This is a genomic window from Nioella aestuarii, from assembly GCF_050896395.1.
In the GTDB taxonomy this organism is placed as follows: domain Bacteria; phylum Pseudomonadota; class Alphaproteobacteria; order Rhodobacterales; family Rhodobacteraceae; genus Nioella; species Nioella aestuarii.
Window position 1 is genome coordinate 39,466 of the sequence record NZ_JBPBBA010000024.1, and the last position, 26,391, is coordinate 65,856.

At 58.8% G+C, this 26,391-nt stretch carries 29 protein-coding genes; 8 read left to right on the forward strand and 21 right to left on the reverse strand.

Translation table 11 applies throughout. The annotated features are described in order from the left end of the window. Nucleotides 1–12: 12 nt before the first annotated feature. From ACROHD_RS13735 to hemJ, 6 genes are all read right to left on the reverse strand, one after another. Nucleotides 13–813 carry a ParA family protein gene (locus ACROHD_RS13735; protein ID WP_432678686.1) on the reverse strand — a complete coding sequence of 267 codons (801 nt, stop codon included), beginning with the start codon at nt 811–813 and terminating at the stop codon, nt 13–15. Then, on the reverse strand, nt 797–1,423 hold the full coding sequence (rsmG, locus tag ACROHD_RS13740; protein ID WP_432678687.1) for a 16S rRNA (guanine(527)-N(7))-methyltransferase RsmG: 627 nt from the start codon (nt 1,421–1,423) through the stop codon (nt 797–799). Before rsmG ends, ACROHD_RS13735 begins: the two co-directional genes overlap by 17 nt. Continuing rightward, complete coding sequence (gene mnmG, locus ACROHD_RS13745; protein WP_432678688.1) at nt 1,420–3,285, reverse strand: tRNA uridine-5-carboxymethylaminomethyl(34) synthesis enzyme MnmG; 1,866 nt, start codon at nt 3,283–3,285, stop codon at nt 1,420–1,422. The genes rsmG and mnmG overlap by 4 nt, the downstream gene beginning before the upstream one ends. An 11-nt stretch (nt 3,286–3,296) precedes the next feature. Next, the gene (gene mnmE / locus ACROHD_RS13750; RefSeq protein WP_432678689.1) at nt 3,297–4,580 is read right to left on the reverse strand and encodes a tRNA uridine-5-carboxymethylaminomethyl(34) synthesis GTPase MnmE; all 1,284 of its coding nucleotides are present in this window, start codon (nt 4,578–4,580) and stop codon (nt 3,297–3,299) included. A gap of 16 nt (nt 4,581–4,596) precedes the next feature. Further along, the gene (gene rho / locus ACROHD_RS13755) at nt 4,597–5,868 is read right to left on the reverse strand and encodes a transcription termination factor Rho (protein WP_432678690.1); all 1,272 of its coding nucleotides are present in this window, start codon (nt 5,866–5,868) and stop codon (nt 4,597–4,599) included. 132 nt (nt 5,869–6,000) lie between these two features. Then, nucleotides 6,001–6,459: a protoporphyrinogen oxidase HemJ gene (gene hemJ, locus ACROHD_RS13760; protein ID WP_432678691.1), complete on the reverse strand. Its 459-nt coding sequence runs from the start codon at nt 6,457–6,459 to the stop codon at nt 6,001–6,003. 414 nt (nt 6,460–6,873) lie between these two features. Between hemJ and ACROHD_RS13765 the strand changes: the two genes are divergently transcribed. Genes ACROHD_RS13765 through dnaQ form a run of 4 tightly spaced genes read left to right on the forward strand, consistent with a single transcriptional unit; the run spans nt 6,874 to nt 9,620 of the window. Further along, entirely contained in the window at nt 6,874–7,470 is a 597-nt protein-coding gene (locus ACROHD_RS13765; RefSeq protein WP_432678692.1) for a Maf family protein, read from the forward strand. After that, on the forward strand, nt 7,467–8,300 hold the full coding sequence (locus tag ACROHD_RS13770; RefSeq protein WP_432678693.1) for a shikimate dehydrogenase: 834 nt from the start codon (nt 7,467–7,469) through the stop codon (nt 8,298–8,300). Before ACROHD_RS13765 ends, ACROHD_RS13770 begins: the two co-directional genes overlap by 4 nt. Next, nucleotides 8,297–8,890: a dephospho-CoA kinase gene (gene coaE, locus ACROHD_RS13775; RefSeq protein ID WP_432678695.1), complete on the forward strand. Its 594-nt coding sequence runs from the start codon at nt 8,297–8,299 to the stop codon at nt 8,888–8,890. Before ACROHD_RS13770 ends, coaE begins: the two co-directional genes overlap by 4 nt. Further along, a complete protein-coding gene (dnaQ, locus tag ACROHD_RS13780; protein ID WP_432678696.1) occupies nt 8,883–9,620 on the forward strand; it encodes a DNA polymerase III subunit epsilon in 738 nt (245 codons plus the stop codon). Before coaE ends, dnaQ begins: the two co-directional genes overlap by 8 nt. Here the strand turns inward: dnaQ and secB are convergent, their stop codons facing one another. Together secB and ACROHD_RS13790 are read right to left on the reverse strand one after the other, a co-directional pair. Continuing rightward, complete coding sequence (secB, locus tag ACROHD_RS13785) at nt 9,621–10,124, reverse strand: protein-export chaperone SecB (protein ID WP_432678697.1); 504 nt, start codon at nt 10,122–10,124, stop codon at nt 9,621–9,623. 55 nt (nt 10,125–10,179) lie between these two features. After that, nucleotides 10,180–10,656 (reverse strand): FxsA family protein, encoded by a 477-nt coding sequence (locus ACROHD_RS13790; protein ID WP_432678698.1) that lies wholly within the window; start codon nt 10,654–10,656, stop codon nt 10,180–10,182. Nucleotides 10,657–10,775: 119 nt separating this feature from the next. On the opposite strand from ACROHD_RS13790, the gene ACROHD_RS13795 reads away from it, so the two are divergent. The 3 genes from ACROHD_RS13795 to ACROHD_RS13805 all read left to right on the forward strand — a co-directional run bounded on the left by ACROHD_RS13795 (nt 10,776) and on the right by ACROHD_RS13805 (nt 13,071). Continuing rightward, the gene (locus tag ACROHD_RS13795) at nt 10,776–11,432 is read left to right on the forward strand and encodes a Tim44/TimA family putative adaptor protein (protein ID WP_432678699.1); all 657 of its coding nucleotides are present in this window, start codon (nt 10,776–10,778) and stop codon (nt 11,430–11,432) included. A 66-nt stretch (nt 11,433–11,498) separates the two neighbouring features. Then, nucleotides 11,499–12,464, forward strand: coding sequence for a murein transglycosylase A (mltA, locus tag ACROHD_RS13800; RefSeq protein WP_432678700.1), 966 nt, complete (start codon nt 11,499–11,501; stop codon nt 12,462–12,464). 1 nt (nt 12,465) lies between these two features. Beyond that, entirely contained in the window at nt 12,466–13,071 is a 606-nt protein-coding gene (locus tag ACROHD_RS13805; protein WP_432678702.1) for a Smr/MutS family protein, read from the forward strand. On the opposite strand, the gene ACROHD_RS13810 is transcribed toward ACROHD_RS13805, so the two are convergent. The 5 genes from ACROHD_RS13810 to hslV are packed head-to-tail and all read right to left on the reverse strand — an operon-like array spanning nt 13,054 to nt 18,354. Next, the gene (locus ACROHD_RS13810; protein ID WP_432678704.1) at nt 13,054–14,280 is read right to left on the reverse strand and encodes an MFS transporter; all 1,227 of its coding nucleotides are present in this window, start codon (nt 14,278–14,280) and stop codon (nt 13,054–13,056) included. The genes ACROHD_RS13805 and ACROHD_RS13810 overlap by 18 nt on opposite strands. Further along, entirely contained in the window at nt 14,277–15,368 is a 1,092-nt protein-coding gene (locus tag ACROHD_RS13815) for an alpha/beta hydrolase (protein ID WP_432678706.1), read from the reverse strand. Before ACROHD_RS13815 ends, ACROHD_RS13810 begins: the two co-directional genes overlap by 4 nt. Nucleotides 15,369–15,404: 36 nt before the next feature. Then, nucleotides 15,405–16,718 (reverse strand): ATP-dependent protease ATPase subunit HslU, encoded by a 1,314-nt coding sequence (hslU, locus tag ACROHD_RS13820; protein WP_432678708.1) that lies wholly within the window; start codon nt 16,716–16,718, stop codon nt 15,405–15,407. After that, nucleotides 16,715–17,800, reverse strand: coding sequence for a hypothetical protein (locus tag ACROHD_RS13825; RefSeq protein ID WP_432678709.1), 1,086 nt, complete (start codon nt 17,798–17,800; stop codon nt 16,715–16,717). Before ACROHD_RS13825 ends, hslU begins: the two co-directional genes overlap by 4 nt. Further along, nucleotides 17,797–18,354, reverse strand: a complete 558-nt coding sequence (hslV, locus tag ACROHD_RS13830) for an ATP-dependent protease subunit HslV (protein WP_432678711.1) — start codon at nt 18,352–18,354, stop codon at nt 17,797–17,799. Before hslV ends, ACROHD_RS13825 begins: the two co-directional genes overlap by 4 nt. 172 nt (nt 18,355–18,526) lie before the next feature. On the opposite strand from hslV, the gene ACROHD_RS13835 reads away from it, so the two are divergent. Continuing rightward, nucleotides 18,527–18,979: a c-type cytochrome gene (locus ACROHD_RS13835; RefSeq protein WP_432678712.1), complete on the forward strand. Its 453-nt coding sequence runs from the start codon at nt 18,527–18,529 to the stop codon at nt 18,977–18,979. A gap of 82 nt (nt 18,980–19,061) precedes the next feature. On the opposite strand, the gene infB is transcribed toward ACROHD_RS13835, so the two are convergent. The 8 genes from infB to ACROHD_RS13875 all read right to left on the reverse strand — a co-directional run bounded on the left by infB (nt 19,062) and on the right by ACROHD_RS13875 (nt 26,141). Beyond that, the gene (gene infB / locus ACROHD_RS13840; protein ID WP_432678713.1) at nt 19,062–21,560 is read right to left on the reverse strand and encodes a translation initiation factor IF-2; all 2,499 of its coding nucleotides are present in this window, start codon (nt 21,558–21,560) and stop codon (nt 19,062–19,064) included. Beyond that, nucleotides 21,557–22,186, reverse strand: a complete 630-nt coding sequence (locus ACROHD_RS13845) for an RNA-binding protein (protein ID WP_432678714.1) — start codon at nt 22,184–22,186, stop codon at nt 21,557–21,559. The genes infB and ACROHD_RS13845 overlap by 4 nt, the downstream gene beginning before the upstream one ends. Nucleotides 22,187–22,210: 24 nt before the next feature. Continuing rightward, complete coding sequence (gene nusA, locus ACROHD_RS13850; RefSeq protein ID WP_432678715.1) at nt 22,211–23,836, reverse strand: transcription termination factor NusA; 1,626 nt, start codon at nt 23,834–23,836, stop codon at nt 22,211–22,213. A 3-nt stretch (nt 23,837–23,839) separates the two neighbouring features. Continuing rightward, the gene (gene rimP / locus ACROHD_RS13855; RefSeq protein ID WP_432678716.1) at nt 23,840–24,430 is read right to left on the reverse strand and encodes a ribosome maturation factor RimP; all 591 of its coding nucleotides are present in this window, start codon (nt 24,428–24,430) and stop codon (nt 23,840–23,842) included. Nucleotides 24,431–24,549: 119 nt separating this feature from the next. Then, the gene (locus ACROHD_RS13860; RefSeq protein WP_432678717.1) at nt 24,550–25,005 is read right to left on the reverse strand and encodes a hypothetical protein; all 456 of its coding nucleotides are present in this window, start codon (nt 25,003–25,005) and stop codon (nt 24,550–24,552) included. A gap of 16 nt (nt 25,006–25,021) precedes the next feature. Continuing rightward, on the reverse strand, nt 25,022–25,501 hold the full coding sequence (locus ACROHD_RS13865; protein ID WP_432678718.1) for an I78 family peptidase inhibitor: 480 nt from the start codon (nt 25,499–25,501) through the stop codon (nt 25,022–25,024). A 35-nt stretch (nt 25,502–25,536) separates the two neighbouring features. After that, nucleotides 25,537–25,884, reverse strand: coding sequence for an I78 family peptidase inhibitor (locus ACROHD_RS13870; RefSeq protein ID WP_432678719.1), 348 nt, complete (start codon nt 25,882–25,884; stop codon nt 25,537–25,539). Further along, nucleotides 25,881–26,141 (reverse strand): I78 family peptidase inhibitor, encoded by a 261-nt coding sequence (locus ACROHD_RS13875; protein ID WP_432678720.1) that lies wholly within the window; start codon nt 26,139–26,141, stop codon nt 25,881–25,883. The genes ACROHD_RS13870 and ACROHD_RS13875 overlap by 4 nt, the downstream gene beginning before the upstream one ends. Between the last annotated feature and the right edge of the window lie 250 nt (nt 26,142–26,391).

A 26,391-nucleotide genomic window follows, 5' to 3' on the forward strand; every position in this document is an offset into this window, starting at 1 on the left:
TTCTTGTTCCTCTCAGGCCTGTTGCAACTGCCGGTCCAGCACTTCCCGGGCCAGATCACGATAGGCTTCGCTTCCGCGCGAGGTCGGGTCGTATTGCAGGATCGGCATGGCATAAGACGGCGCTTCGCTGAGCCTCACATTCCGGGGAATCCGGGTCTGATACACCAGATCACCAAGGTTTTCGCGGGCGTCTTCCTCTACTTGACGACACAGGTTGTTGCGCATGTCGTACATTGTCAGAACCACGCCCTCGATCCGCAGCGCAGGGTTTGCCGACTGCCGCACCTCACGGATGGTCAACATCAGCTGCGAAAGGCCCTCCAGCGCAAAAAACTCGGATTGAAGCGGCACCAGAACGGCGTCAGCTGCCACCATGGCGTTAACCGTCAGCAGGTTCAGCGACGGGGGGCAATCCATCAGGATGATGTCAAAACCGGCGACCATAGTGGGTGCCAGCGCGTCTTTCAGCAGGAAAACCCGATTCTCATTGCTCACTAGCTCCACATCAGCGGAACTCAGATCCGTGGTCGACGGCGCAATCCACAGGTTGTCGACACCGGTCGGCAGCACAATTTCTCGCAGTGGCATGTCTTCGATCAACAGATCATAAGTGGTCACGTTGCGCTGATCAGTATCGATTCCAAGCCCGGTTGAGGCATTTCCCTGCGGGTCCAGGTCGATGACCAGTACCCTTTGCCCTTCAGCGGCCAAGGCCGCGCCAAGGTTGATAGCGGTTGTCGTCTTCCCGACCCCGCCTTTCTGGTTTGCAATCGCTATACAGCGGGGCCGCCGGAACTCAGGCACGTTGTACATCTCCGATTTTCAGAATCACGGCCCCGTCGGCCGTTTGGCTGGGTATAGATTCCATCGTCATGCGCCATGTCTCAAGCGCTTCTTCCACTTCCTGCCCATGTGTCGCGCCTTTCAGGAAAAGGGCGGTGCCATCAGGTGACAGGTGCCGCTCCGCGTGGCCAAGCAATTTCGTTAGCGAGGAAAGCGCCCTTGCAGACAATATCACGGCGTTTTGCGGGGGGGCCTCTTCGATACGGCGTGTCAAAACGCCGATCTTCAGGCCCATCTGAGCTGCGACGGTACGCAGAAAGCTGCCCTTGCGAAGATCGCTTTCGATGAAGGTAAATCTAAGGCCAGGCGCCTTTTCAGCAGCAATTGCAGCGCAGACGAGCCCGGGGAAGCCCGCACCAGACCCGATGTCCAGCCACAATCCCTCTTTCACCGGGCAAAGATCGAATACTTGCGCAGAATCAAGGAAATGACGCGTCCAAAGTTCCGGGATCGTACCCGGCGCCACCAGATTGATCGCCTTCTGCCATTTCACCAGCGCAGCGGCATAGGTTTCGAGGCGTTCGAATGTTTCACGTGAAACATCGGCTTGCAGACGCGCGCGCGCCTCTTCCTCGGTCATGCGCTTTTCCGTTCATGCTGGCGGATCTTGGTCAGCAAAAGCGTCAAGGCAGCAGGGGTCATCCCCTCTATCCGGCCCGCCTGCCCCAGGGTCTGAGGGCGGATCATGGTCAGCTTGCCCCGCAATTCATTCGACAGCCCATCAATGCCATCATAGGAAAAGGATGCTGGTATCTTGTGCGCCTCGTCGCGCTTCAGCGCGGCCACGTCGGATTTCTGTCGCTCGATATAACTTGAATAGAGCGCTTCGCGGCTAAGCTGATCCTTGGTTTCCCGGTCCACGGCGTCGACCTCGGGCCAAATACCGGACAAGTCCTCAATTGTGATATCCGGGAACGACAACAGGTCCAAAGCCGTTCGCCTTTGGCCGTCTTGATTGACATTCAGCCCGTGGCGGCGCGCTTCGGTCGGGGTCAGGTCCACGCCACGCAGCGTGTCATAGCCCTTTGCCAGCCGCTCCATCTTGTCCTCAAACGCCGCGATCCGCGCTTCGCTGGCGATTCCCAGCTCCATTGCACGAGGTGTAAGGCGCTGATCCGCATTATCAGCGCGCAGGGTCAGACGGAATTCAGCGCGCGAGGTAAACATGCGATAGGGCTCCGCCACGCCGCGCGTCACAAGATCGTCGATCATCACGCCGATATAGGATTCGCTCCGGCTGAATGTCACAGGCTCCTGATCCAAGATTTGTTGAGCAGCGTTCAACCCAGCCACAAGACCTTGTGCCGCAGCTTCCTCATATCCCGTGGTGCCGTTGATCTGCCCGGCCAGGAACAGGCCCGGTACATCCTTAACCTCCAGCACCGGGCTCAGCGCGCGGGGATCGACATAGTCATACTCGATGGCGTAGCCGGGTTGCAGGATCTCTGCCTGTTCCAGTCCTCTGATCGAGTGAACGTAGTCGTGCTGTACCTCTTCCGGCAGCGACGTGGAGATGCCGTTAGGATAGACGGTGTCATCGTCCAGCCTCTCTGGCTCCAGAAAGATCTGATGGGAGTCCTTGTCAGCGAACCGCACGATCTTGTCTTCGATCGACGGACAATAGCGCGGGCCAATGCCCTCTATGTGCCCACCATACATGGCGGAGCGGTCAAGGTTATCGCGGATGATCTGATGGGTCTTCTCGTTTGTATGGGTGATCCCACAAGAGATCTGCCGCACCTGTGGGCCTTTGGACAGGAACGAAAACATCACCGGATCCTCATCCGCCGGCTGGCTTTCGAGGATATCCCAGTTGATGGTCTTGCCGTTCAAGCGCGGCGGCGTTCCGGTTTTCAGGCGGCCGAGCGGCAGGCCGAAATCGGCTATCCGCTCTGCCAGCAGGTTGGATGGTTTATCCCCCATGCGTCCGCCGGGGCGTTGCTTGTCGCCGATATGGATGATCCCACGCAGAAAGGTACCCGTGGTCAGAACCACTGCGCGAGCACTGATCTCACTGCCATCTTCAAGCCTGACACCCGCGATACGGCCACCGTTCAGCATCAGATCGGCGGCTTCGCCTTCCAGGATGGTCAGATTGGGCAGCGCGGCCAGTTCGGCCTGCATAGCAAGACGGTAGAGCTTTCGATCCGACTGCGTGCGCGGGCCCTGAACGGCGGGCCCTTTACGGCGATTGAGCAGGCGGAACTGGATACCAGAGGCATCCGCCACACGGCCCATGGCCCCGCCAAGCGCATCAATTTCGCGAACGAGATGGCCTTTACCCAAGCCACCGATCGCCGGGTTACAGGACATGACCCCAATCGCGTCGGCCCGCAAGGTCAACAGCGCCACCCGCACACCCCGACGTGCAGCCGCGTGGGCAGCATCAGAACCAGCGTGGCCGCCACCGATAACCACTACATCGAAATCCAGATGTTTCACGTGAAACACTCCTACTTGCCGAGACAGAATCGCGAAAAGATTTCGCCCAACACCATCTCCACATCTATGCGACCAATCAGAGAATCAAGCCGGCGGATCGCACTGCGCAGATGTTCCGCGGCCAACTCGGTCCTATCTGGTCCGGCTTTTACCTCATCCATTCCCGCTTCCAAAGCCCCAAGCGCGGCCTGCATTGCTTCTGCATGGCGGGCATGCGTTGCGGTCTGTTGGCGCGCAGCGCGATTGGACAGCGTATGCGTAACCTGATCAATCAGCGCGGACACACCCTGCCCCGTGGCCCCGGAAATTCCATCGATCCCATGAAGGTCCGACTTTCCCAGCAACACGATATCATCTTCGAGCAGCTCGATATTTGGCTGCTCATCCGGTGTGGACTTCAGAAAAACCCGCAGATCTGCTGCCTCTGCCCTGGCGCGGGCGCGGTCGATGCCGATACGTTCAATCTCATCCCCGGCCTCTCGCAGACCAGCGGTATCCAGAACTGTGACCGGCAATCCGCGCAAATCCATCCGCACTTCGATCACGTCACGAGTGGTGCCCGCAATATCAGAAGTGATCGCCGCCTCTCGCCCGGCGAGAGCATTCAGAAGCGTGGATTTTCCCGCATTTGGCGCACCCAGAATGGCCACTTCAAATCCATCACGGATACGTTCTGCTACATCTACCCCGGCGATCTCGCGGGTCAGGTCATTCATGACAGGGGTCAGCAACGACAAAACTTCGGGCGTCACATCGACTGGCACCTCTTCATCGGCGAAGTCGATTGTGACCTCAAGCAACGCTGCCGCGCGCAGCAGGTTTTCGCGCCACTGATCAACAAGCTGGCCCAAACTGCCGGAAAGAACCCGCAGGGCCTGCACCCTTTGCGCTTCTGTTTCCGCATCAATCAGGTCTGCCAGCCCCTCCACCTGTGCCAGGTCCATCCGGTCGTTTTCCAACGCGCGACGGGTAAATTCCCCCGGTTCCGCCATGCGAGCCAAGCCAGTGGCGGAAATTGCGCTTAGGACAGCCTTAACCGTTGCCGGGCTCCCATGGACCTGAAACTCCACCACATCCTCTCCAGTGAAGCTGTGGGGGGCCTGGAAGGCCAGGACAAGGGCATCGTCAAGATGGGCGCCCTGCCCGTCTTTCAGCCGCCGAAGACGCGCCTGTGACGGTGCAGGAATAGATCCGGCCAATGCTTGGCCAACGGCGAACGCGTCCAGACCCGAAATACGGATCACCGCGACGCCGGCTTTTCCCGGCGCCGTAGCCAGCGCAAAGATCGTATCCATGGGCCCCTCCGCGGGGTCAGCTGTTCATCGAATCGAAGAATTCAGCGTTCGACTTGGTCTGCTTGAGCTTTGAGATCAGGAACTCGATGGCATCCGTCGTACCCATCGGGTTCAGGATACGGCGCAGAAGGAATGTCTTGTGGAGGTCTTTGGAATCGACCAGCAGATCTTCCTTCCGGGTGCCGGATTTGAGGATGTCCATCGCCGGGAACACACGTTTGTCTGCAACCTTGCGGTCCAGCACAATCTCGCTGTTGCCGGTGCCTTTGAATTCTTCAAAGATCACCTCGTCCATGCGGCTGCCGGTGTCGATCAGCGCTGTGGCGATAATGGTCAGGGACCCGCCTTCCTCGATATTCCGCGCCGCACCAAAGAACCGCTTCGGCCGCTGCAGGGCGTTTGCATCCACACCACCCGTCAGAACCTTGCCAGAGCTGGGGACCGTCGTGTTGTATGCACGCCCAAGGCGCGTGATGGAGTCTAGCAGGATCACCACGTCACGCTTGTGTTCTACAAGGCGTTTGGCTTTCTCGATGACCATCTCGGACACGGCAACGTGGCGCGTGGCAGGTTCGTCGAAGGTAGACGAAATGACCTCGCCCTTCACCGACCGCTGCATGTCGGTCACTTCCTCGGGCCTTTCGTCAATCAGCAGAACGATCAGGTAACATTCCGGATGGTTCTTCTCGATCGAGCTGGCAATGTTCTGCAACAGAACCGTCTTACCGGTGCGCGGCGGAGCCACGATCAGCGACCGCTGCCCTTTACCAATCGGAGCCACAAGGTCGATGATCCGGGCGGACCGATCCTTTGTGGTCGGATCATCCAGTTCCATCTTCAGCCGCTCATCAGGATAGAGCGGTGTGAGGTTATCAAAGTTGATCTTGTGCCGCGCGCGTTCCGGATCTTCGAAGTTGATCTGAGCAACCTTCACCAGCCCGAAATATCGTTCGTTTTCACGAGGCGCATGAATGACACCTTCAACCGTGTCACCAGTGCGCAGGCTGTGCTGGCGGATCATGTCCGGCGAAACGTAGATATCGTCTGGACCGGGCAGATAGTTCGCCTCGGGTGAGCGGAGAAATCCAAACCCATCCTGCAAAACCTCCAGCACACCATCGCCGGAAATCTCCCAACCCTCCTCAGCGCGTTCCTTGAGGATTTGGAACATCATCTCGCCCTTGCGCATGGTCGAGGCATTTTCGATGTCCAGATCTTCGGCCATCGCCAACAGGGCTTTGGGGGATTTAGCCTTAAGATCGGCCAGGTTCAGCTTTTCAATGGTCATGGGGGATAGTCCCTTGGCTGGCCCTGCCGTGTTTCAGGCATGCCGCGTGTCGATATTCATAGGGAAACAGCAAGGCCGGACGGCCAAGTTGAAAAGCGAGATAAGGAAAGGCTGCGGTTAAGTCAACCGGGCTTAGGAAAACGGCCTTGCGATGACGGAAATCACGATGACAACCATCAGAACCGTGGGAAGCTCGTTCATCATCCGGTAGGTGCGCCCAGTGCGGATATTCTCGCCCTTGGCAAAATCCTTGCGACGCAGGGCCAGCCAATGATGAAACCACGTCATCCCCAGCACAGCCGCCGCCTTTGTCCAAGGCCAGACTTCGCCCCAATAGACGATGCCGGGTGTGAAGACGAGTGCGAGGCCAAAGACCCAAGTGGCGATCATCGCCGGGTTCATGATCACACGCAGCAACTTGTATTCCATGGTCTGGAAGAGCTGATCGGTTTCATTGCCCTGACCTACCTGCTCTGCGTGATAGACGAAAAGACGTGGCAGGTAGAACAGCCCAGCCATCCAGGCGAGTACTGACATCACATGCAGGCTCTTGGTCCAGGGATAGGCCGCTGCCAAAAAATCGCCGATCATGGGTCTCTCCGTTCTCTGCTCTCTTCAATAAATATATTTATTTAAAAGAAAAGATGATGTGGTTGTTGTACCGTGGATAACTGGGAAAACCCAGTTTGACAGATTCCATGCCAAGGGTTCTCCACAGGTCTCACCGTTCGGATTGGCGGGTATCGAAAACTTCGAGTATCACATATTTGCATTTAATATCAAATAGATAGGGAAAGCTCCCCTGTGTATAACTGTGGGAGAACCTGTGGTTTGTTCTACAGAGGACAAACCAGTCCACTTCAGTCTGGTGAAGAATTGTCCCCGTGGAAAACAGCTGCGTAAACCATCGAGAATGGGCGATCCGGGCTTGGATGACCCGACAAGAGCAAGATATACTCACCCCATACCCGGGCTTGGCCCCAGACTTGTTCATAGAGTTATCCCATGACGCAGATCATTCTGGCCTCAAGCTCTGGCATCCGTCAGACTTTGCTGGCAAATGCCGGCATTCCCTTTACTGCTCTGCCCGCACGCATTGACGAGGACGCTATCAAGGCTTCCTTGCTGGCCGAGGACGCGACACCGCGTGATGTTGCCGATGCCCTGGCAGAATTCAAAGCTCGAAAGATTGCTGAAAAGCATCCGGATGCCACAGTGATCGCATCGGATCAGGTTCTGGAATTTCAGGGGCAGATCCTATCCAAGCCCACCAGCAAAGAGGCTGCCGCGGATCAGCTGCGCGCGCTTCGTGGTAAACAACACAAGCTGCTCTCTGCCGTTGTGGTCTATTCAGGGGCTGAGCCGGTATGGCGCTATGTAGGCCAAGTGCGCTTGCTGATGCGTGATATCAGTGACGACTACCTTGCCGCCTATCTGGACCGAAATTGGCCAGGCATCGGTGACAGCGTGGGCAGCTACAAGCTGGAAGAAGAAGGCGTACGGCTTTTCAGCCGCATCGAAGGCGACTACTTTACCGTTCTGGGTCTGCCACTTCTGGAACTCATCGGGTTCCTGACCCAAAAGGGAGAGATCGAGGGATGACGGAAAAGCTGTTGCTGGCCGGGGTGATCGGCGACCCGATCGCGCATAGCCGGTCGCCTCGCCTGCATGGCCATTGGTTGTGGCGCTACGGAATAAACGGCCACTACGTACCGCTGCATGTTACCCGCGAACGGTTGCATGATACGTTGCGACTGTTGCCGGATCTGGGGTTCAAGGGCGTCAATGTCACGATTCCGCATAAGGAAACCGTGCTGCAAATCGCAGACTCCGTCACCGACCGCGCTGCGTTGATCGGGGCAGCCAATACGCTGACTTATACTGCGAACGGAAAACTTCAGGCTGACAATACCGATGGTGTCGGCTTCATGGACAATATCAAGCAATATACGCCCGGCTGGTCTGCTTCTGAGGGCCCCGCGCTGGTGCTTGGTGCAGGCGGCGCAGCCCGCGCCGTTGTGTCTGCACTGCTGTCTGACGGCTGCCCGCATGTGTTTTTGGTAAACCGCACCCGCGCCCGGGCCGAGGCCCTTCAGGATCACTTCGGAGCCAAGGTTCATGTCGCGGACTGGACCCGCATTCCCAATGTATTGGATGAGGTTGCCCTTTTGGTGAACACCACGTCCCTTGGCATGGTTGGCAAACAGCCCCTTCATATCGACCTTGAACGGCTGAACCCTGCCACGGTGGTGAATGACATCGTCTACAATCCCCTGCGCACTGATCTGCTGGAAGAGGCCGCGGCGCGCGGCTGTCACACCGTGGATGGTCTGGGGATGTTGCTGCATCAGGCTGCACCAGGGTTTGAACGCTGGTTCGGCGTGAAACCCGAGGTCGATGACGAGCTTCGCGCCGTGGTGCTGGGGGAATGAGCTACATCCTTGGCCTTACCGGCTCCATCGGGATGGGTAAGTCGACAACGGCCCAGTTCTTCCGAGAAGCTGGCGTACCCGTCTGGGATGCCGATGCCGCCGTTCACCGGATCTATGCCAAGGGCGGCGCGGCGGTAGAGCCGATCAGCCGGATTTGCCCGGATGCGACCGGCATAGGCAAAGTTGATCGAGATATTCTGAAAGCGTGGATTGCTCGAGACGACACCGCACTGGCGCAGCTGGAACAGGTCGTGCATCCGCTTGTTGCAGCGGACCGTGCGGAATTTATTTCCGCCAACTCAGACGCACCCCTGATCGTGCTCGACATTCCCTTGCTGTTTGAAACCGGATCGGCAGCCAACATGGACGGTGTGCTTGTCGTATCCGTCGATGCAGAAGAACAGCGCCGTCGTGTGTTGGACCGGGCTACGATGACAGAGCAGATGTTCGCCTCCATCCTCGCCCGGCAGACGCCTGATGCAGAAAAACGCGCCCGCGCGGATTTCGTGATCGAAACCTATGATCTGGACAGCGCCCGCGCTGACGTGCTGAAACTGATCGACAAGCTGACCGGGGAACACCATGCGTGAGATTGTGCTCGACACTGAAACGACCGGATTCGACCCTGAATCAGGCGACCGGATCGTCGAGATCGGGGCGATTGAGCTTTATAACCACCTGCCGACCGGTGAAACGTTCCACGTCTATATCAACCCCGAACGGTCCATGCCGGATGAGGCATTCGGTGTGCACGGGATCGGGCCAGACCTTCTGGAATCAGGCCCGCGCGGACCGAACCCCGGGGAAGTCACGCTAAAGGACAAACCGGTTTTCGCGGCCTTCGGGCAGAAGTTTCTGGATTTCGTCGGTATGGATTCCAAGCTGGTCATCCACAATGCCAGCTTTGACATGAAATTCCTGAACGCTGAACTGCGGTGGCTGAACCTGCCGCAGATTCCTTGGGAACGGGCCGTCGACACGCTGGCGATTGCGCGCAGGAAGTTTCCCGGTTCTCCCGCGTCGCTCGATGCCCTTTGCCGCCGGTTCGGGATCGACAATTCCTCGCGCACTTTGCACGGCGCGCTGCTCGACTCCGAGATCCTGGCAGAGGTCTATCTGGAACTTATCGGCGGACGGCAGCCCGATTTCGCATTGTCTGCGCGGGTGGAAACCACTTCGACAGGTCAACCGACCGAAGCCTGGCGACCCAAACCCCGGCCCACTCCGCTGCCATCCAGGATCACCCAAGAAGAAGCCGCCGCCCATACATCCTTTGTTGAGGAAATGGGCGACGGCGCTGTCTGGAAGAAATTCGGCTGATCAGGCGTCTGCGTGCGGCTTGGACTGTGCGACGCGGGCCAGCTGATTGCGGTAGATCTGCACGAAATCCATGTTGTCGAGGTTCAGCGGCGGATAGCCACCATCGCGCGAGATGTCCGACACGATGCGGCGGATGAACGGGAACAGCATCCGCGGGCATTCGATATGCAGGAACGGATGCAGTTGCTGTTCGTTCACGTTCTCGATCTGGAACACACCAGCGTAATCCAGCTCGATCAGGAAGATCTGCGAGCCGTCTTCCTTGGTTTTGTTGTCGATCTTCAGTTTGACGACAACATCGTACTGGTTCTCTGTCTGGCGCTTGCGTGCCTCAACACCGACCTGCACCTGAATTTCAGGCTGAGTGTTGCCCTGAAGGGACTTTTGCGCGGCGATGTTTTCGAAAGACATGTCGCGGATGAATTGGGCAAGGACCTGCATCTTGGGCAGGACGGGTGCCTGCGCTGCGCCTTCGGGGGCTTGGGTCCCGTTTTCTTCGGCCATCTGTATCTCCGGGTTTATAAGGTTGAAGGCGGTTTATCAGGTGAATCCGGTCGCCTCAATGGCGAGTCCAGCCAGAAGGGCCGTTTCGTGGCGTGTTATCGTCCACTTCGTATTCCCCTTCTATGATCACATCGGGCCCTTGGCGGGTCTGGGTCCATTGTTGCTGGCCCGCGACCACGGATTCCACCTTAATCCGCTTGCGCAATTCCCGTAGCACCAGATTGCGGAAACCCGGCATCAACAAAGCAAATCCAAGCGCATCGGTGAAGAACCCTGGCGTCAGAAGCAGGGCACCGGAAAACAAAATCATCGCGCCGTGGGCCAGCGGCTCCGTAGGATCGTTCAAATCGTTGAAACTGTTGCGCAGGTTGGCCAGCGCTCGTGCCCCCTGCGACCGCACAAGCATGGACCCTATTACAGCGGTCAAAATCACAATACCGAGTGTTGGCCACAATCCGATCAGCCCGCCAACCTGAATAAACAAGGCGATTTCAATGATCGGCACGCCGACAAACAGGAAAAACAGCCACATCTTGTGTCCTTTCTTCGATCAAGGAAGCGGTTGGCACATGGACTTGACCGCCCCTCGCGCCTACATATGTGCAATCGAGCTACAAGATTTAACCCCAATCGCCCGAAAGAGGTTCCGACATGAACTCCCTACTGCAACTGCTGGTGTTGGCCGGGATTGCGATTTTCCTGATCCTGAAGCTACGCAGTGTTCTGGGCACGCGGGACGGGTATGAAAATCCGCACGCGGATGCCCCCGTTCAACGCAGCGGCACAAGGCGGGATTTTGCAGTTATCGAAGGCGGTCCTGACCGGGATATCACCGATCACGTCGATGATGGCACTGATGCTGCAAAGGCGCTTGCCGCGATGAAAATGGCAGAGCCCGGATTTTCTGTCTCGGAATTTCTGCAAGGGGCACGTGGCGCTTACGAAATGATCCTGATGGCCTTTGAAAATGGCGATGTCGAAGGGCTGCGCCCATTCCTGGCAGATGACGTGATGGAGACCTTTGAAGAGGTAATCCGCAATCGTGAGGAACAGGGACTTTCTATCGACGCCAACTTTGTCGGCGTGCGAGAGCTGGCCTTGCAGGATGCCAGCTTTGACCGGTCTGACAGTATGGCAGAGGTCACCGTGCGTTTCGTGGGCGAGCTAACCTCTGTCGTTCGGAACGCGGCCGGTGAATTGGTCGAGGGCGATCCCAATGCGATCAAGCGCCAGCGCGATGTCTGGACATTTGGCCGCAAGATGGGCAGCTCTGACCCCAACTGGGTTCTGGTCGCAACCGGCGGGTAATCGTGTATGCGCGGCGGGCTTTTTTCTCTGGTCTTGTCCGCCGCGACCCTGTTTTGTGCCCCTGTGATGGCACAGAACAATGCGCAAATTCTCAGCTTCAACGATCTCGACGGATGGGCGGAGGACGACCACCAAGCCGCGCTTGAGGTCTTTCTGAACACATGTCCCGACATGGATGACGGTGAATGGCTGCGTCTTTGTGCCGTAGCGCAGCAGCAACCCAACGCCCGCACGTTCTTTGAGCTGTTCTTTCGCCCCGTCCTGATTGGCGGTGATGAACCCGCTCTGTTCACCGGTTATTTCGAACCGGAACTGCATGGCTCACTCACCCCGACATCGCGCTATCGATATCCCGTCTACCGAATGCCACCCGATGTGGTCGAACCCTGGCATACAAGGCGAGAAATTGAACAGGACGGACTGCTAGAAGGCCAAGGGCTGGAGATTGCCTGGGTCGATGATGCCGTGGAACTGTTTTTTCTCCAGATCCAGGGATCGGGCCGAATTCGCCTGCCGGATGGAAGGGTGATCCGTGTGGGTTATGCCGGACGCAACGGGCACGAGTACCGATCTATCGGGCAAGAATTGATCCGCCGGGGAATCTATCAGCCGCATCAGGTGTCGGCGCAGGTGATTGGATCGTGGGTCAGACGCAATCCAAGCGCCGGGCGCGAGTTGCTCTACCACAATCCTTCCTATGTTTTCTTCCGGGTGATCCGCACGCGGAACCCGGATGATGGCCCGCTTGGCGCAATGAACCGGTCGATTACGCCAATGCGGTCGATTGCTGTCGATCCAAGGTTCACGCCATTGGGCGCACCCGTCTGGATCGAAAAGGACGGTGAAACGCCGCTGCGCCGCCTGATGATCGCACAGGATACCGGATCAGCCATTCAGGGCGCGCAACGGGCCGATGTATTCTACGGTTTCGGGGATGAGGCCGGGTTGGAAGCAGGCCGTATCAGAGACCCGGGTAGGATGATCGTTTTGATGCCGATCGAACGGGCCAATCTCATGGTCCCGGACGTCTGAGATGGCGCGAAGAAGGCCCAAATCCCTTAGCGAGGAAGACCGCAAGCTATGGTCCGCAGTTACCCGGACTGTCACCGCTTCGAGACCGGAAAAACCAAAGCCGGATCATCCCGCTGCGTCTGATCCGCATCACCATCCAAAGCCGAAACACAAGCCAAGCTTTGAAGTACGCGACTTCCGCATTGGCGAAACCGTTACAACCGCCCTGCCCGGCAGCCAGCTTGCGCCTTCGGTATCCGAACGGCTGGCCCAAGCGCCGGTGCGGATGGATCACGGCACACACAGAAGGATGCTGCGGGGCAAACTAAAACCAGAGGCCAGGATTGACCTTCACGGGATGACTCTGGCGCAGGCGCATCCGGTTCTGACGCGGTTTATTCTTGGTGCGCATGAAGATGGGCTAAGGCTGGTGCTGGTGATCACCGGCAAGGGAAAGGACCGAGATGATCCGGGCCCAATCCCGATCCGCCGAGGCGTGTTGAAACATCAGGTGCCCAACTGGCTGCATATGCCACCGCTTGGCCGCGTCGTTCTGGATATTCGAGAGGCGCATATTCGCCATGGCGGAACAGGCGCCTATTACGTCTATCTACGTCGTTCTCGGTAGGCTTCGAACTGCGGTTCCAACGCCGAACCAAATCAGGCAGGACGCCCCCAGAAACCACGCGGCAATACCCAGCATCTGTTCCGGGAAGGTGATGCCCCGGTCGATCAAGACACCTGATATTGCCGGGCCAATCGCCGAACCCAGCACCATCGCCGCCGTCGCGATGGATTTGATGCCGCCGATATGGCGGGTGCCGTAGAATTCTGCCCAGAACGCCGACGGCAGAGTCGAATTTGCCCCTGTTGTCACCGCCATCAGCGCAAACGCGATAGCAGCCCACCAAAGGGAGTCCGCACTGGCCATGACAACAAAGCTGATGGCCACGGGGATCTGGTAAAATGGCATCAGGCGACGCGTGCCGAACCGGTCAATCGCCCATCCCGCCAAAAGCATGAACGCCGTTGAGATGATCGTATAGACCGGGAACAGGGCGACGAAGCCCACGTGGCTCCAACCTTTGACCTCGGCCAGATGCACCTGCTGGAAAAACAGCGCGGTGACGAAGGCAGAGGGACCGAGAATAGAGGGCAGAACACACCAGAACAGCGGATGACGCAGCATGTCGCCACGTGTCCAGTGACGGTTGTCTATCCCGACGGCGGATTCACTTTCTGCCAAGGATTGCGGGGTCCGTTCCTGCCTTAGCAGGCGTTGCATCACCGGCAGCATCAGCAGCACAAACACCGCTGACACAATCCACAAATAGTGCCAGTCCATGATGGTCATCGCAGCGACAAACAATACCGGCAAAAGCGCTTCACCAATGGCAAAACCGGTGGCCGAGATCGCCAGCGCCTTGCCGCGTGTGGCCACGAACCAGCGGGCCATGGCGACAGCGGCGATATGGCTGGTCATTCCCTGCCCGGTGAAACGCAGCAGGAAGATGGCAACCGGCAACAGGACGGCGAACGGGTTGAGCGCCATGAACAGACACGCAAAGGCGAGACCCGCAAAGACGAACGCCCCAAGAACCCTGACCCGCAGGCGGTCCGTCAGAACACCTGACCAGACCATAACGATGGCAGACACCGTGGTTCCGGCTGAATAGATCAGGCCCCAATCCCCGTCGGACAGGGAAAAAGTGGACATGATCTGACCCGCAAAGATCGAGATGAAGAAGGTTTGTCCGAAACTGGACGTAAAGCTCAGCAGAACCCCTGCCAGAAGAAACGCAGCATTGTCGCGCAGGAAGGCAAGGGTCGCTGTCATTGGCTGATCGGGCTGAGCAGGATCTGCGTGGCATTGCGCACGGTCAGAATTGTGCCAGACCAAAGATCGACGGGTATCTCCGCCGAATCCTGCCCGAACTCGGGCAATCCCCGGAACATCTGGATGAGCGAGGGTGAGGTCGCCACGGTGGCGTGGTTCGTCCAGTCCCCGACCCCGGATCGGAAGGCAGAGATATCGACTAGCAAGACGTCAAACTCGGCCACGTCCTCCGGTGTACCGATATTGCCCAAGCGGTTCTGACGACCGGTGATGCCAGCCGACAGGCGAAGGGCACGGTCGTTTGACGATGTGAAAACCACAAAGGGCTGCGGAAGCGGGTCAACAGCACGAGCCTGGCTTTGGAACACCTCGATGTCGATATCTGGCGAAATCAGGACAACCCCGGAGAGCGACTGTAAAACAGCGTCATTGCCGGAGATCCTGATCTGCCGAAGGGTTTCCATGGTGATGTAGGCACCAAGCGAATGGCCTACCAACAGAATGCGCCGCGCCCCGGCTGCGTGCAGATCCCTTAGAAACTCTTCTAACGCGTCACGCGAAAATGCGGCGCTTTCCCGGTCAAAGACATAGCCGAAGGGCGTTCCCGCGCTGGGCCACGCGAAATGCGCGGTCAGGCCGGGGGCCTCATAGTCATGGGCCATCTGGGCAATGCGAAACAGGCCCGAGGCGAAGTTGTTGTTGTAGCCGTGAACGAAAACCACGACCTCCCGATCCTCGGGCGGCAGCGCTTGCAGCGCATCGCGTATGTCGGAACGGAACACACCGGGGCTGGCATAGCTTCCAGCATCGGTCACAACAAAATCGGTTACGGGATCGGGAACCGGTCCTTGCGGCCAGGTCACTTCCCCCAATTCGCGGTCGGGCGGGATGGACACCTCAAACCGCGCATATTCCACCCCACTTTCCCGACCTGCGGTAAAGTGCTGATCCTCAAAAGCGCGGTTCGTGGCGACGAAAACAGTGCGCATCCCCGCATCCGGCACAGAGCGGGCGACCATCGCGATATTGGGTGGGGTTCCGCAGGCAGCTGTCAGGAACAGAAGCGCGGCGAGCAGAAAGCGTGGCACAGGAAAGGACCGGGGTAAAAAAGGGCGTTCGCCGCCCTATAGCACGTAACGCCCCAGATCGGCAGAGCGCATCAGCTCGCCCAGGTTCTTTTCTACGAATGCGGCATCCACGACAACGGTTTCGCCGGGTCTGTCCGGTGCAGTAAAGCTGAGCTCTTCGAACACCCTTTCCATCACGGTATAAAGCCGCCGCGCGCCGATGTTTTCGACGCTGCTGTTCACCTCGGCCGCGATGCCAGCCAGTGCCTTGATCCCGTCCTCGGTGAAGCTGACCGTTACCTCCTCGGTCGCCATCAGCGCGGTATATTGCAGGGTCAGGGCGTTGTCGGTTTCCGTCAGGATGCGCACGAAGTCATCCTCAGTCAGCGGTCGCAGTTCTACCCGGATGGGCAGCCGGCCCTGTAGTTCAGGCAACAGGTCTGAGGGCTTGGCGATGTGGAAGGCGCCCGATGCGATGAACAGGATGTGGTCGGTTTTCACCGGCCCATGCTTGGTGCTGACGGTCGTTCCTTCGATCAGCGGCAGCAGGTCACGCTGCACGCCTTCGCGGGACACATCCGCGCCGCGCGCGTCCGACCGGGCGGACACCTTGTCGATCTCGTCGATGAAGACGATGCCATTCTGTTCGACCGCTCGAACGGCTTCACGCGTTACAGCTTCTGCGTCCAGCAGCTTATCGGCCTCTTCGTCGATCAACACTTCATAGCTGGCGGCGACGGTCATTCGCCGTTTCACGGTGCGCCCGCCAAAAGCTTTCCCGAAGATGTCACCGAGGTTCATCATTCCTCCGCCCATCCCGCCGGGCTGGCCGGGAATTTCGAACATCCCTCCCATCGGGGTCGAGGTATCGGCCACCTCCAGTTCGATCATCTTGTCGTCCAGCTCGCCCGAGCGCAGTTTCTTGCGAAACATTTCACGAGTCTGTTCGCGTGCATCGGTTCCCGCCAACGCTTCGATCACGCGTTCTTCCGCGGCGTTGTGGGCATTCGCCTTGACCTCTTCGCGCATATGTTCACGCACCATGATCTGGGCGGCATCCACCAGATCGCGGATGATCTGTTCCACGTCTCTCCCGACATAGCCCACCTCGGTAAACTTGGTGGCTTCAACCTTGATGAAAGGTGCTCGGGCGAGTTTCGCCAGGCGTCGGCTGATCTCGGTCTTACCAACGCCCGTGGGCCCGATCATCAGAATGTTCTTCGGATAAACCTCATCCCGCAGATCATCCCCCAACTGCTTGCGCCGCCAGCGATTGCGCAAGGCCACAGCGACGGCGCGCTTGGCATCTTTTTGGCCGATGATGAAACGATCCAGCTCGGAAACGATTTCGCGGGGGGTCAGGTCGGTCACGATAAAGACTCCTCAGGGGTCAGGATGTCCCAGGGGGGAAGGCGGGTTTTGCCAGGGAAACCCGGCAAGATGTTCATAATGGCGCGGCGGATGTTTTCCCATTGCGCGCCAAGCACAATCAGCACAAGGCCGAGCATCAGGATGGACAGGAAGGCCGCGCCTTCCATGACGGTGAAGGCGAGTGCCACGATATATCCGACGCCAGAGACGAGAAAAGATCGGCGGTCGATGGCGATTGCAAACAGGGCCATAGCCAACACGAATACCAAAACCATCAGCTGCGCCGTGACAGTGCCGACATCAAAGAGCGTCAGGGATACGGTGTTCATGATCGCAGGCGCGGCAATTACATGTAGCCAGAAGCCGCTGGATGACCGGCGCGTCACCCGGTGCGGGTCGCTCATGTCGAAGCGCAGGGCCACGGCAAGGCCAACAAGGCCAAGCAAGATGGTAAGTAAGGCGAAGGGACCTTCGGCAGACAAAAGAAACAGGTCGCGCGGATCCTCGGGCAGGGTTCCGCCAATCGCGATGATGCCAAAGCAGGTTGCGAAGACCCCTAGGGCAATCAATGCCATCGTGAACGGCACGCGAAACACGGCGTAGTAGATACAAAGCAGCACAGTTGAGACCCCTGCGGCAAGCGTCAGGGTCATCGGCAGATCACCCCGCAACATCCAGCTCAGGCCCATGCCAAACTGAGCCGTGGAGATGCCGAAGAAGATCGCCAGCGCAATGGAGGGGGCAACCATCCGGCGCTTGAGCGTGAAATAGCGGGCCAGCAGAATAACAGCCCCCGCGGCCAGCGCGGCATAGATCATCGTGGCGACGTAGCCGATGGTTGAGATCTCAAAAAGGCTCAGCCCTGTCAGTCCAAGCCACCCAACGAAGAAAATGCTCAGGCCGACGACAATGAAAATCTCGTTAAAGCCTTTGAACAGCTCGAATGGTTCATCAAGCCCGGACATGTGCTCTCGCACACCACGCCGGGCATCTGACAGTGCCACAAGGGACGCTGCCTGCGCTTCTGATATCATACCTGCGCCAACGGCGGCGCGGATGTCGTCTCGGTTGACGGCAGTCATCTGCCGATCCGTTCAACCGTCAGATTGCCGTTAGTATAAACGCAGATGTCTGCGGCAATGGCCATGGCGCGGCGGGCGATGTCTTCTGCCCCCATGTCGCTGTCGATCATCGCACGGGCAGCGGCGAGCGCATAGTTCCCGCCCGAGCCAATGGCGGCGATACCGTGCTCCGGCTCCAGTACGTCGCCCGCGCCGGTGATCACGAACAGCTCGGTTCCGTCCGTGACGATCAGCATCGCCTCCAGCTTTTGTAGGTATTTGTCGGTCCGCCAGTCCTTGGCCAATTCGACGCTGGCGCGCGCAAGTTGGCCGGGGGTTGCCTCCAGCTTGGCTTCCAGCCTCTCCAGCAGGGTAAAGGCATCGGCTGTTGATCCGGCGAACCCGGCCACAACCTCGTGTCCGCCGGGCTTCAGACGCCGGACCTTGCGGGCACTGCCCTTGATCACAGTCTGGCCGAGGCTGACCTGTCCGTCGCCTGCAATGACAACCTCGTCGCCTTTGCGGATGCCGATGATCGTTGTGCCGTGCCAGCCGGGGAAGTCGGAATTGCTCATGTCGTCTCCTTGCTTCCTCCGTATATGACCCCCACGATCAGTGGCGACAAGTCCCCGCACCCTCTGGTTCTTTAACGACTGGCCGCTAACTGTTTGACCGTGACAATTCGTTCGGCACCATTCCGGTAGACAATCGCTATAGTGCCGCCAGCCAAGATAGAGGAGCTATTCCATGATCCGCAAATTGACTTTCGTCGCCGCGCTTCTTTCCGCGCCGATGGCTTTCGCTGATGGCCACGGCGCCGGTCCCACAGGGGATGCCGAAGCTGGCGAAGAACTATTCAACCGCAACTGCATCTCTTGCCATGTTGTCCGTGATGCCGATGACAATGTGCTGGCAGGCCGCAACGGCCGCACTGGCCCGAACCTTTACGGTATCGTGGGCGCAGTGGCTGGCAGTGTAGAAGGGTTCCGTTATTCCTCGTTGATGGAAGCCGCACATGCCGCTGAAATCAACTGGGACGAAGCCAGCTTCGCCGCCTATATCCCGAATGCGACGGCCTTTCTGACCGAGGCAACCGGTGAGCGCGGTCGCTCTACCATGACCCCGCAGCGCGTTGATGAAGCTGGAGCGATCAACATCTATGCCTTCCTGGCGCAATTTGGCGGCGAGATGGAAGAGTAAGCGACGGGTCAACCGACCCCACCAGAGAAACAAAAAAGGGCGGCCCGATCGGACCGCCCTTTTGTTTGGGATATCGAAGGTATCAGTCGAGCGACCGCTCAACTTCTTCGCGTTCGAAAATCTCGATAACGTCGCCTTTGCGCACATCGTCATAGTTCTCAAAGGCCATGCCGCATTCCTGACCGGACTGGACTTCTTTGACCTCGTCCTTGAAGCGCTTGAGTGTCTTCAGTGTGCCCTCGTGGATCACCACGTTGTCCCGCAGCAGGCGCACACCGGCGGACCGGCGGGCAACACCCTCGGTCACTAGACAGCCAGCCACGTTGCCGACGCCAGACACGCGGAAGGTGTCCTTGATTTCGGCGTAGCCAATGAAGTTCTCGCGTACTTCAGCAGACAGCAGACCAGAGGCCGCTTTCTTAACGTCGTCCACCAGATCGTAGATCACCGAGTAGTAGCGGATCTCGACGCCCTTCTGGTTCGCAGAGTTGCGAGCAGGTGCGTTGGCCCGGACGTTGAAGCCGATAACCGGTGCGCCCGACGCTTCGGCAAGGCCGATGTCGGATTCGGTGATCGCGCCAACGCCCGAATGCAGGATGCGCACGCGGACTTCGTCGTTGCCAACCTTTTCCAGCGCCTGAGCGATGGCCTCGGCCGAACCCTGAACGTCGGCTTTCACCAGCACTGGCAGTTCGGCCACGCTTTGATCTGCTTTGGCCTTGGCCATCAGCTGATCGAGCGTGGTGGCCGCACCAGCTGCGGCGCGACGGTCCTTGGCGGCCTGTTCGCGGTAGTCTGCGATCTCGCGCGCCTGCGCTTCGGTGTCGACTACGTTCAGAACGTCGCCGGCTTCTGGTGTGCCGTTCAGGCCCAGAACCTCGACAGGAACGGACGGGCCGGCTTCTTTCACACGGTCGCCCTTGTCGTTGACCAGCGCACGGACTTTACCCCACTGCTCGCCCACGACGAAGATGTCACCCTGCTTGAGCGTACCGTTCTGAACCAGAACCGTCGCGACGGGGCCGCGGCCCACGTCAAGCTGTGCCTCAATAACGGCACCGGATGCAGCACGATCGGGGTTGGCCTTAAGCTCCAGGATTTCTGCCTGAAGGGCAATTGCATCGAGCAGTTCATCAAGACCTTGGCCGGTATGGGCGGATACTTCGACGTCCTGAACCTCGCCCGACATCTGCTCCACGACAACTTCGTGTTGCAGCAGGTCGGTGCGCACCTTCATCGGGTCGGCAGCCGGTTTGTCGATCTTGTTGATCGCCACGATCATCGGGACACCAGCGGCTTTGGCGTGATTGATCGCCTCAACCGTCTGCGGCATCACGGCGTCATCAGCGGCCACAACCAGAACCACGATATCCGTTACCTGCGCGCCTCGGGCCCGCATCGACGTAAAGGCGGCGTGGCCGGGTGTATCAAGGAAGGTCAGCAACTGGCCGCCATCCGTTTTCACCTGATAGGCGCCGATATGCTGCGTGATGCCACCGGCTTCGCCTGCGACAACCTTGGCGTTGCGGATAGCATCCAGCAGCGAGGTTTTGCCGTGGTCAACGTGGCCCATGATGGTGATGACAGGCGCGCGAGGCTTCAGATCCTCTGCCTTGTCTTCAACCGTGTCGATCACGTCTTCAACGTCTGCATCGGAAACACGCACCATACGGTGGCCGAATTCCTCGACGATCAGTTCGGCGGTGTCCTGGTCGATCGACTGGTTCTGCGTCACCATCATGCCCATTTTCATGAGCTCTTTGACAACGTCGGCCACGCGTTCAGCCATGCGGTTCGCAAGTTCGGACACAACGATGGCTTCGGGCACCTGGACGTCACGCACGATCTTTTCGCGTTCCTGCTGGCCGCCCAAGGCTTTCTGCCGCGCACGCTCCTGCTTGCGCTTCATGGCAGCCATCGAACGCTGCCGCCCGCCTTCGCCACCGGTCAACGCCTGGTTCACAGTCAGCTTGCCGGACCGGCGTCCATCGCGTTCGCCGCCCTTGCCACGTCCGCCCTTGTCATCGCGATCCTTGTTGTCGCGCTTGGGCGGGGTTGGGGCACCGGTCTTGGTAGGAACGGGCCGCGCGGTGCGGTCTTCCTTGGCACTAACCGGGGCTTCATCGACAGGCGAAGGGGCAGGCGCAGCGCGTTCCGCTTTGCGGCGCTCTTCTTCTTCGCGCTTGCGACGTTCGTCTTCTTCGGCCTTGGCTTTCAACGCTTCTTCGCGTTCACGCTCTTCGCGTTCCTTGGCCTCAATCTCGGCGCGGCGGCGTTCGCGTTCTTCCTCGCGCTCGCGTTCTTCACGTTCGCGGCGTTCGGCTTCCTCAGACTCGCGGGCCTTAGCGGCCTGCAATGCCTTCAACCGGCGTTCCATCTCGGAGTCGGAAACACCAGAAGGCCGACGCGGCGCATCGGATTGCCCGGACGAGGACGAGCCGGGTTTGGGCACCACAACGCGCTTGCGCTTGGTTTCCACCACCACACTCTTTGTCCGCCCACGCGAAAAGCTCTGGTTCACACGGCCCGAACGGGCGCCGCCAGAAAGTCCGAGGGGTTTTTTACCGTCTTGATCGCTCATACGTCTTTCGTATCCTTCCCGGCGATAAATTCGCCGTATGTGCCGCGCAGGCCTCGCAGCTTCGAGGCTTCCTCTACAACACGTCGTTCGAGTCCACCAGCCGCAAGCGCGCCATGTATCACATGTTGGCGCCCGAATGCCAAACCCAATTCATCCGCCGTCAAACAGCCGAAAAATCGGCCCCCTTCCGGCGTCCAGAGTTTCGATTTTCCCCGTTCCGAGCCGTCGGAGGCCTGGAACAGAACGCGGGCATGACCATCGGCCAGCCAGCCTTTTACCTTTTCAAACCCAGCCACCGCCTTACCCGACTTTCGTGCCAACGAGATCAGCTCGATCACGCGGCGCGCCAAAAGGGTTTCGACCTGTTGGGCCAGATCGGCGGGAACTGTCACCTGTTGCTTGGCCCCGCGGCTGAACAGGTTTTTCTTTATTGCCAGCGCAAGTGCGGCAGGATCGGCCGAAACCCAGATGCCACGACCGGGCAACCGTTCCGCGACATCCGGAAAGATCACGTCATCCGGACCCACGACAAAGCGGATCAACCCGGCCTTCGGCTGGGTTTCCCCGGTGGCGATGCAGCGCCGTTCGGCGTCATCGCGCGTTTTGGTTCGACCGCCCCGTGTCATGGGCTGCGCTCCCGAGGCCTGAGATCAGGCCTCGGACTCCTCTTCAGATTCGGCCGCTTCGGCTGCTTCCGCTTCTGCGGCGGCCTGAGCTTCCAGTTCCTCGATCGTGACCCAACCCAGTTGCAGGCGGGCGGTCATCACCATGTTCTGAGCTTCCTCGAGGCTCACGTCGAACTTTTCAAGCAGACCATCGTCCTTGACGCGCTGACCATCCACGGTGGTCCAGCCACCAGCCAGTTCCCAGTCGGCGCAGGTTGCGAAGTCTTCCAGAGTTTTCACATCGTCTTCGCCCAGGGCCACCAGCATCTGGGGGGTGAGACCTTCGAAATCAATAAGGCTCTGTTCAACGCCGAGTTCACGGGCCTGTTCCAGCGCCTTGCGGTTCTGTTCTTCCAGGTAATCGCGGGCGCGGGCTTGCAGTTCGTTCGCGGTGTCTTCGTCGACGCCTTCGATGACCAGCAGTTCATCCAGTTCCACATAGGCGACTTCCTCCAGCGAGGTGAAGCCTTCGGATACCAGAAGCTGCGCGAAGAATTCGTCGAGGTCGAGGCTGTCCATGAAGACCTGGGTCCGCTCTGCGAACTCTGCCTGACGGCGGGCGCTTTCTTCTTCTTCGGTCAGAATGTCGATATCGAGCCCCGTCAGCTGAGAAGCCAGGCGCACGTTCTGACCGCGGCGGCCAATGGCCAGCGACAGCTGATCATCGGGAACCACGACTTCGATCTTTCCGGCGTCTTCGTCCAGAACAACCTTGGACACTTCCGCAGGTTGCAGCGCGTTCACAAGGAAGGTCGGCTGATCGTCATTCCACGGGATGATGTCAATCTTTTCGCCCTGCAGTTCGTTCACAACAGCCTGCACACGGCTGCCGCGCATACCAACGCAGGCACCCACGGGGTCGATCGAGTTGTCGTAGGAAATGACGGCGATCTTGGCGCGCGAACCGGGATCACGGGCAACGGCTTTGATCTCGATGATGCCATCATAAATTTCCGGCACTTCCATCTTGAACAGCTCGGCCATGAACTCCGGCGCGGTGCGCGACAGGAAGATCTGCGGGCCACGGGGTTCGCGGCGCACATCCTTGATGAACACGCGGATCCGGTCATTGGGGCGATAGCTTTCGCGGCCAATTTTCTCGTTACGGCGCAGAACTGCTTCGCCACGGCCGATATCGACGATGACGTTGCCATATTCTTCGCGCTTGACCTGACCGTTGATGATCGTGCCCTTGCGGTCCTTGAATTCTTCGTACTGACGATCCCGCTCGGCCTCGCGCACCTTTTGCAAGATGACCTGCTTGGCGCTTTGCGCGGCGATCCGGCCCATTTCAACCGGGGGAACTTCGTCGATGATCTCGTCGCCGATCTCGGCGTCTTCCTTGAACGCGCGGGCGTCGCGGACGGTCAGTTCGGTGAAGTGGTTTTCAACCTCGTCGACCACGGTACGGACGCGGGTGAAGGTGGCCTTGCCGGTCCGGCGATCGATGTGAACGCGAATATCCAGTTCGGAGCCGTAACGCGACTTGGCAGCACGGGCGAGCGATTCTTCCATCGCTTCGACCACCAGACCGGGGTCGATCATCTTTTCGCGGGCAACGGCCTCGGCGGTTTGCAGAAGCTCCAGCTGGTTTGCACTGGTAATTGCCATGGGTCAGTCCTCCGCCTTTCCAGGCTCTTCAGTTTCAATCTCGTCGAATTGGGTCTCGTCGATGTTGCCTGCCGCTTTGCGCTGGCGCAGCATCTCGGTGATCAGGTCGTCCGTCAGAACCAGCTTCGCGTCGGTCAGCCAGTCAAATTCCAGTCCGATGGTGACGGGGTCGCCCTTTTCATCCACCAGGTTGATCAGCACTTCGTCGCCGTCGATCCCGGCCAGCTCGCCCTTGAAGCGGCGGCGACCGTCGATAAGTTCTTCGGTTTCCAGCTTTGCCTCATAGCCCTGCCAGGTGTCGAAATCCTTCAGCCGGGTCAGGGGCCGGTCGATACCGGGGCTGGACACTTCCAGCGTATAGTTGTCCTCGATCGGGTCTTCCACATCCAGCAGGGCGCTGACCGCGGTTGAAATCTCAGCGCATTGATCAACCTCGATCCCGCCTTCGGGACGTTCGGCCATGATCTGCAGCGTCATGGTCTTGCCGCTCATGAGGCGGATGCGAACCAGCTCAAATCCCATCCCCTCGATCAGGGGGGTCAGGATATCGGCCAGGCGGCGATCCATTGCGGTTTTGGCAATCAGGTCTGACATTGTTCCAAGCACAAAAAAACGGGCGCGCGGCCCGTTGATATTTCCCGGTGGAGCGTCGAGGTGTGGCCCGACGCACCGCTGTTGAGGGGGATATAGGACGAATCAGCGGCGGGCGCAAGTCATCCGCAGAAGGCTTGCGTAATCATACCATCCGCGTCCACGAGAACGTTGAACCGCCAGGGCCAGTAATCCATCGTTGCGGCCATGTCCTCTGCGGAAAAGACGCGAGGTGACAGATGATATTCTTCGGTGATCTCGATCGGATGGCCCACGAGGCTTTCCACCTGAGACAGGGCGCAATCGTTTTCGACAATCACCGGGGTTCGGATGACAGGGTCACAGCCTTCTGTGGCGGTACACACGGCGACCGTGCCCGGAATTGGGCTGACAGGGTCCAATTCCCAGGCTGGTCCGGCATCTTGGGCGCTCTGCACGGCCGGGTTCGGCTGTGCTGGGGTTTCCATGGCCGCCTGGCATTGGCTGCCCTCACCGCAATGCGGCTGGGTGATGCTGTTGGCCATCGCGGCGCTGCCGGTCATCAGGGTTAGCACGATGGGAAGAAGAAACTGTTTCACGATCAAGATCCCTGGGTCATCCGCAACGGGCATGTGTAATCATGCCATCCGCGTCGGTGAAAAAGTTGAACCGGTCCGGCCAGTAATCCATCGTCCCGATCATGTGGTCGGGGGTAAAGACACGCATCCGCAGGCCGGTATGGTTGTCTGTTACGGAGATATGATGGCCCACGAAGCGGTCGACCGGCGAAAGTGAGCAGTTGTTCTCAACAACAACAATCTGGAGCGTGTCGTCGTTGCAGTTACCGCATCCCATGTCCGGTGCGCCAATGGGGCGTCCGGCCTGCAATGTGCCTTCAGTGCCCCAGTTCGACCCGATCCCGACAGGGCGGTTCCCAAACGCGTTCCCGTGAGCAACGGCATTCTCGTCCGAAGGACTGAGGCAGGTGTTGCCTAACTCGCAATGCGGTTGGGTAATGCCGTTCGCGAATGCGGCGCCGTCGGTCATCTGGGTCGCCGCTGTGATCAATGCGATAGTGAAAATAACGTGTTTCATAGTGGAATGTGCTTTCTTGAAAGGTTTGTCTGTGGCTATCCGCAAAATACGCGGAAGATCGTCTGATCGCCGTGAACTTCTATAGTCAGACGGTCGCCGATATGGTTGAAATTTCTCACCTGACCGAAGTGGAGGATCCGGGCCTCCTGCGTTGCGCCTGCGTCATGCGCCTCGGAGAGCGGTTGCCCGACCAGATGCTGATACAGATTGGCGCCGCACATGCGGGACGAGTCATGAACGGGGTACCCGCCCGACGCGGCATAGGGATTCGGGTTGGTCATACCCGTGTGAGTGCCCGGAAAAGGGGTGATGAAGTTCCCCTGAGCGAAGGCCGGGGCGGCACCTATAATCAGGACGGCGAGGGTTGCGGACAGGCGTTTCATCCGCAGTAGACCCGTGTGATAACGTCATGTTCGTCGACCGAAACATTCATGCGCTCGGGCAGGTAGATCATGGTTGTCATCGTGTCGGGGCGCAGAACGCGGGCCAGGTTGGCTTCGGCCATCAGGTCCGCGACGATCGCGGGTTGACCGATCAGCGTCTGGTAGCGCGAGGCGCCACAGCTGTCGTTCAGGTTTAACTCCGCCAGGGCGGGGGTGGTGGTCGCGGCCAGGGCGGCGATCAGGGCAATATGTTTCATTGGTATGTCTCCTTGTCTATATGTGTAAAAATAACACTTACAAGAGGGGAGTCAAGCTTTATGTGTATTGGGCACGCTTTCGCAAAATTTGCACCAGACTTCCCTCATCCATTGAATCCCGGGCAGCTTTGTCACAGGCTCTGATCAACATGATTTATCAGGGAGGATTTTCGATGCGCACGAGAGCGGCGGTTGCATTGGAGGCTGGGAAGCCTTTGGAGGTTATGGAGGTGAACCTTGAGGGCCCGAA

Bases quoted from the DNA above. Each gene is read 5' to 3' on its own strand.
- ACROHD_RS13735 (WP_432678686.1), bottom strand. From the start codon at position 813: ATGTACAACGTGCCTGAGTTCCGGCGGCCCCGCTGTATAGCGATTGCA.
- rsmG (WP_432678687.1), bottom strand. From the start codon at position 1,423: ATGACCGAGGAAGAGGCGCGCGCGCGTCTGCAAGCCGATGTTTCACGT.
- mnmE (WP_432678689.1), bottom strand. From the start codon at position 4,580: ATGGATACGATCTTTGCGCTGGCTACGGCGCCGGGAAAAGCCGGCGTC.
- rho (WP_432678690.1), bottom strand. From the start codon at position 5,868: ATGACCATTGAAAAGCTGAACCTGGCCGATCTTAAGGCTAAATCCCCC.
- hemJ (WP_432678691.1), bottom strand. From the start codon at position 6,459: ATGATCGGCGATTTTTTGGCAGCGGCCTATCCCTGGACCAAGAGCCTG.
- ACROHD_RS13765 (WP_432678692.1), top strand. From the start codon at position 6,874: ATGACGCAGATCATTCTGGCCTCAAGCTCTGGCATCCGTCAGACTTTG.
- ACROHD_RS13770 (WP_432678693.1), top strand. From the start codon at position 7,467: ATGACGGAAAAGCTGTTGCTGGCCGGGGTGATCGGCGACCCGATCGCG.
- coaE (WP_432678695.1), top strand. From the start codon at position 8,297: ATGAGCTACATCCTTGGCCTTACCGGCTCCATCGGGATGGGTAAGTCG.
- dnaQ (WP_432678696.1), top strand. From the start codon at position 8,883: ATGCGTGAGATTGTGCTCGACACTGAAACGACCGGATTCGACCCTGAA.
- secB (WP_432678697.1), bottom strand. From the start codon at position 10,124: ATGGCCGAAGAAAACGGGACCCAAGCCCCCGAAGGCGCAGCGCAGGCA.
- ACROHD_RS13790 (WP_432678698.1), bottom strand. From the start codon at position 10,656: ATGTGGCTGTTTTTCCTGTTTGTCGGCGTGCCGATCATTGAAATCGCC.
- ACROHD_RS13795 (WP_432678699.1), top strand. From the start codon at position 10,776: ATGAACTCCCTACTGCAACTGCTGGTGTTGGCCGGGATTGCGATTTTC.
- mltA (WP_432678700.1), top strand. From the start codon at position 11,499: ATGGCACAGAACAATGCGCAAATTCTCAGCTTCAACGATCTCGACGGA.
- ACROHD_RS13805 (WP_432678702.1), top strand. From the start codon at position 12,466: ATGGCGCGAAGAAGGCCCAAATCCCTTAGCGAGGAAGACCGCAAGCTA.
- ACROHD_RS13810 (WP_432678704.1), bottom strand. From the start codon at position 14,280: ATGACAGCGACCCTTGCCTTCCTGCGCGACAATGCTGCGTTTCTTCTG.
- ACROHD_RS13825 (WP_432678709.1), bottom strand. From the start codon at position 17,800: ATGACTGCCGTCAACCGAGACGACATCCGCGCCGCCGTTGGCGCAGGT.
- hslV (WP_432678711.1), bottom strand. From the start codon at position 18,354: ATGAGCAATTCCGACTTCCCCGGCTGGCACGGCACAACGATCATCGGC.
- ACROHD_RS13835 (WP_432678712.1), top strand. From the start codon at position 18,527: ATGATCCGCAAATTGACTTTCGTCGCCGCGCTTCTTTCCGCGCCGATG.
- infB (WP_432678713.1), bottom strand. From the start codon at position 21,560: ATGAGCGATCAAGACGGTAAAAAACCCCTCGGACTTTCTGGCGGCGCC.
- ACROHD_RS13845 (WP_432678714.1), bottom strand. From the start codon at position 22,186: ATGACACGGGGCGGTCGAACCAAAACGCGCGATGACGCCGAACGGCGC.
- nusA (WP_432678715.1), bottom strand. From the start codon at position 23,836: ATGGCAATTACCAGTGCAAACCAGCTGGAGCTTCTGCAAACCGCCGAG.
- rimP (WP_432678716.1), bottom strand. From the start codon at position 24,430: ATGTCAGACCTGATTGCCAAAACCGCAATGGATCGCCGCCTGGCCGAT.
- ACROHD_RS13865 (WP_432678718.1), bottom strand. From the start codon at position 25,501: ATGAAACACGTTATTTTCACTATCGCATTGATCACAGCGGCGACCCAG.
- ACROHD_RS13870 (WP_432678719.1), bottom strand. From the start codon at position 25,884: ATGAAACGCCTGTCCGCAACCCTCGCCGTCCTGATTATAGGTGCCGCC.
- ACROHD_RS13875 (WP_432678720.1), bottom strand. From the start codon at position 26,141: ATGAAACATATTGCCCTGATCGCCGCCCTGGCCGCGACCACCACCCCC.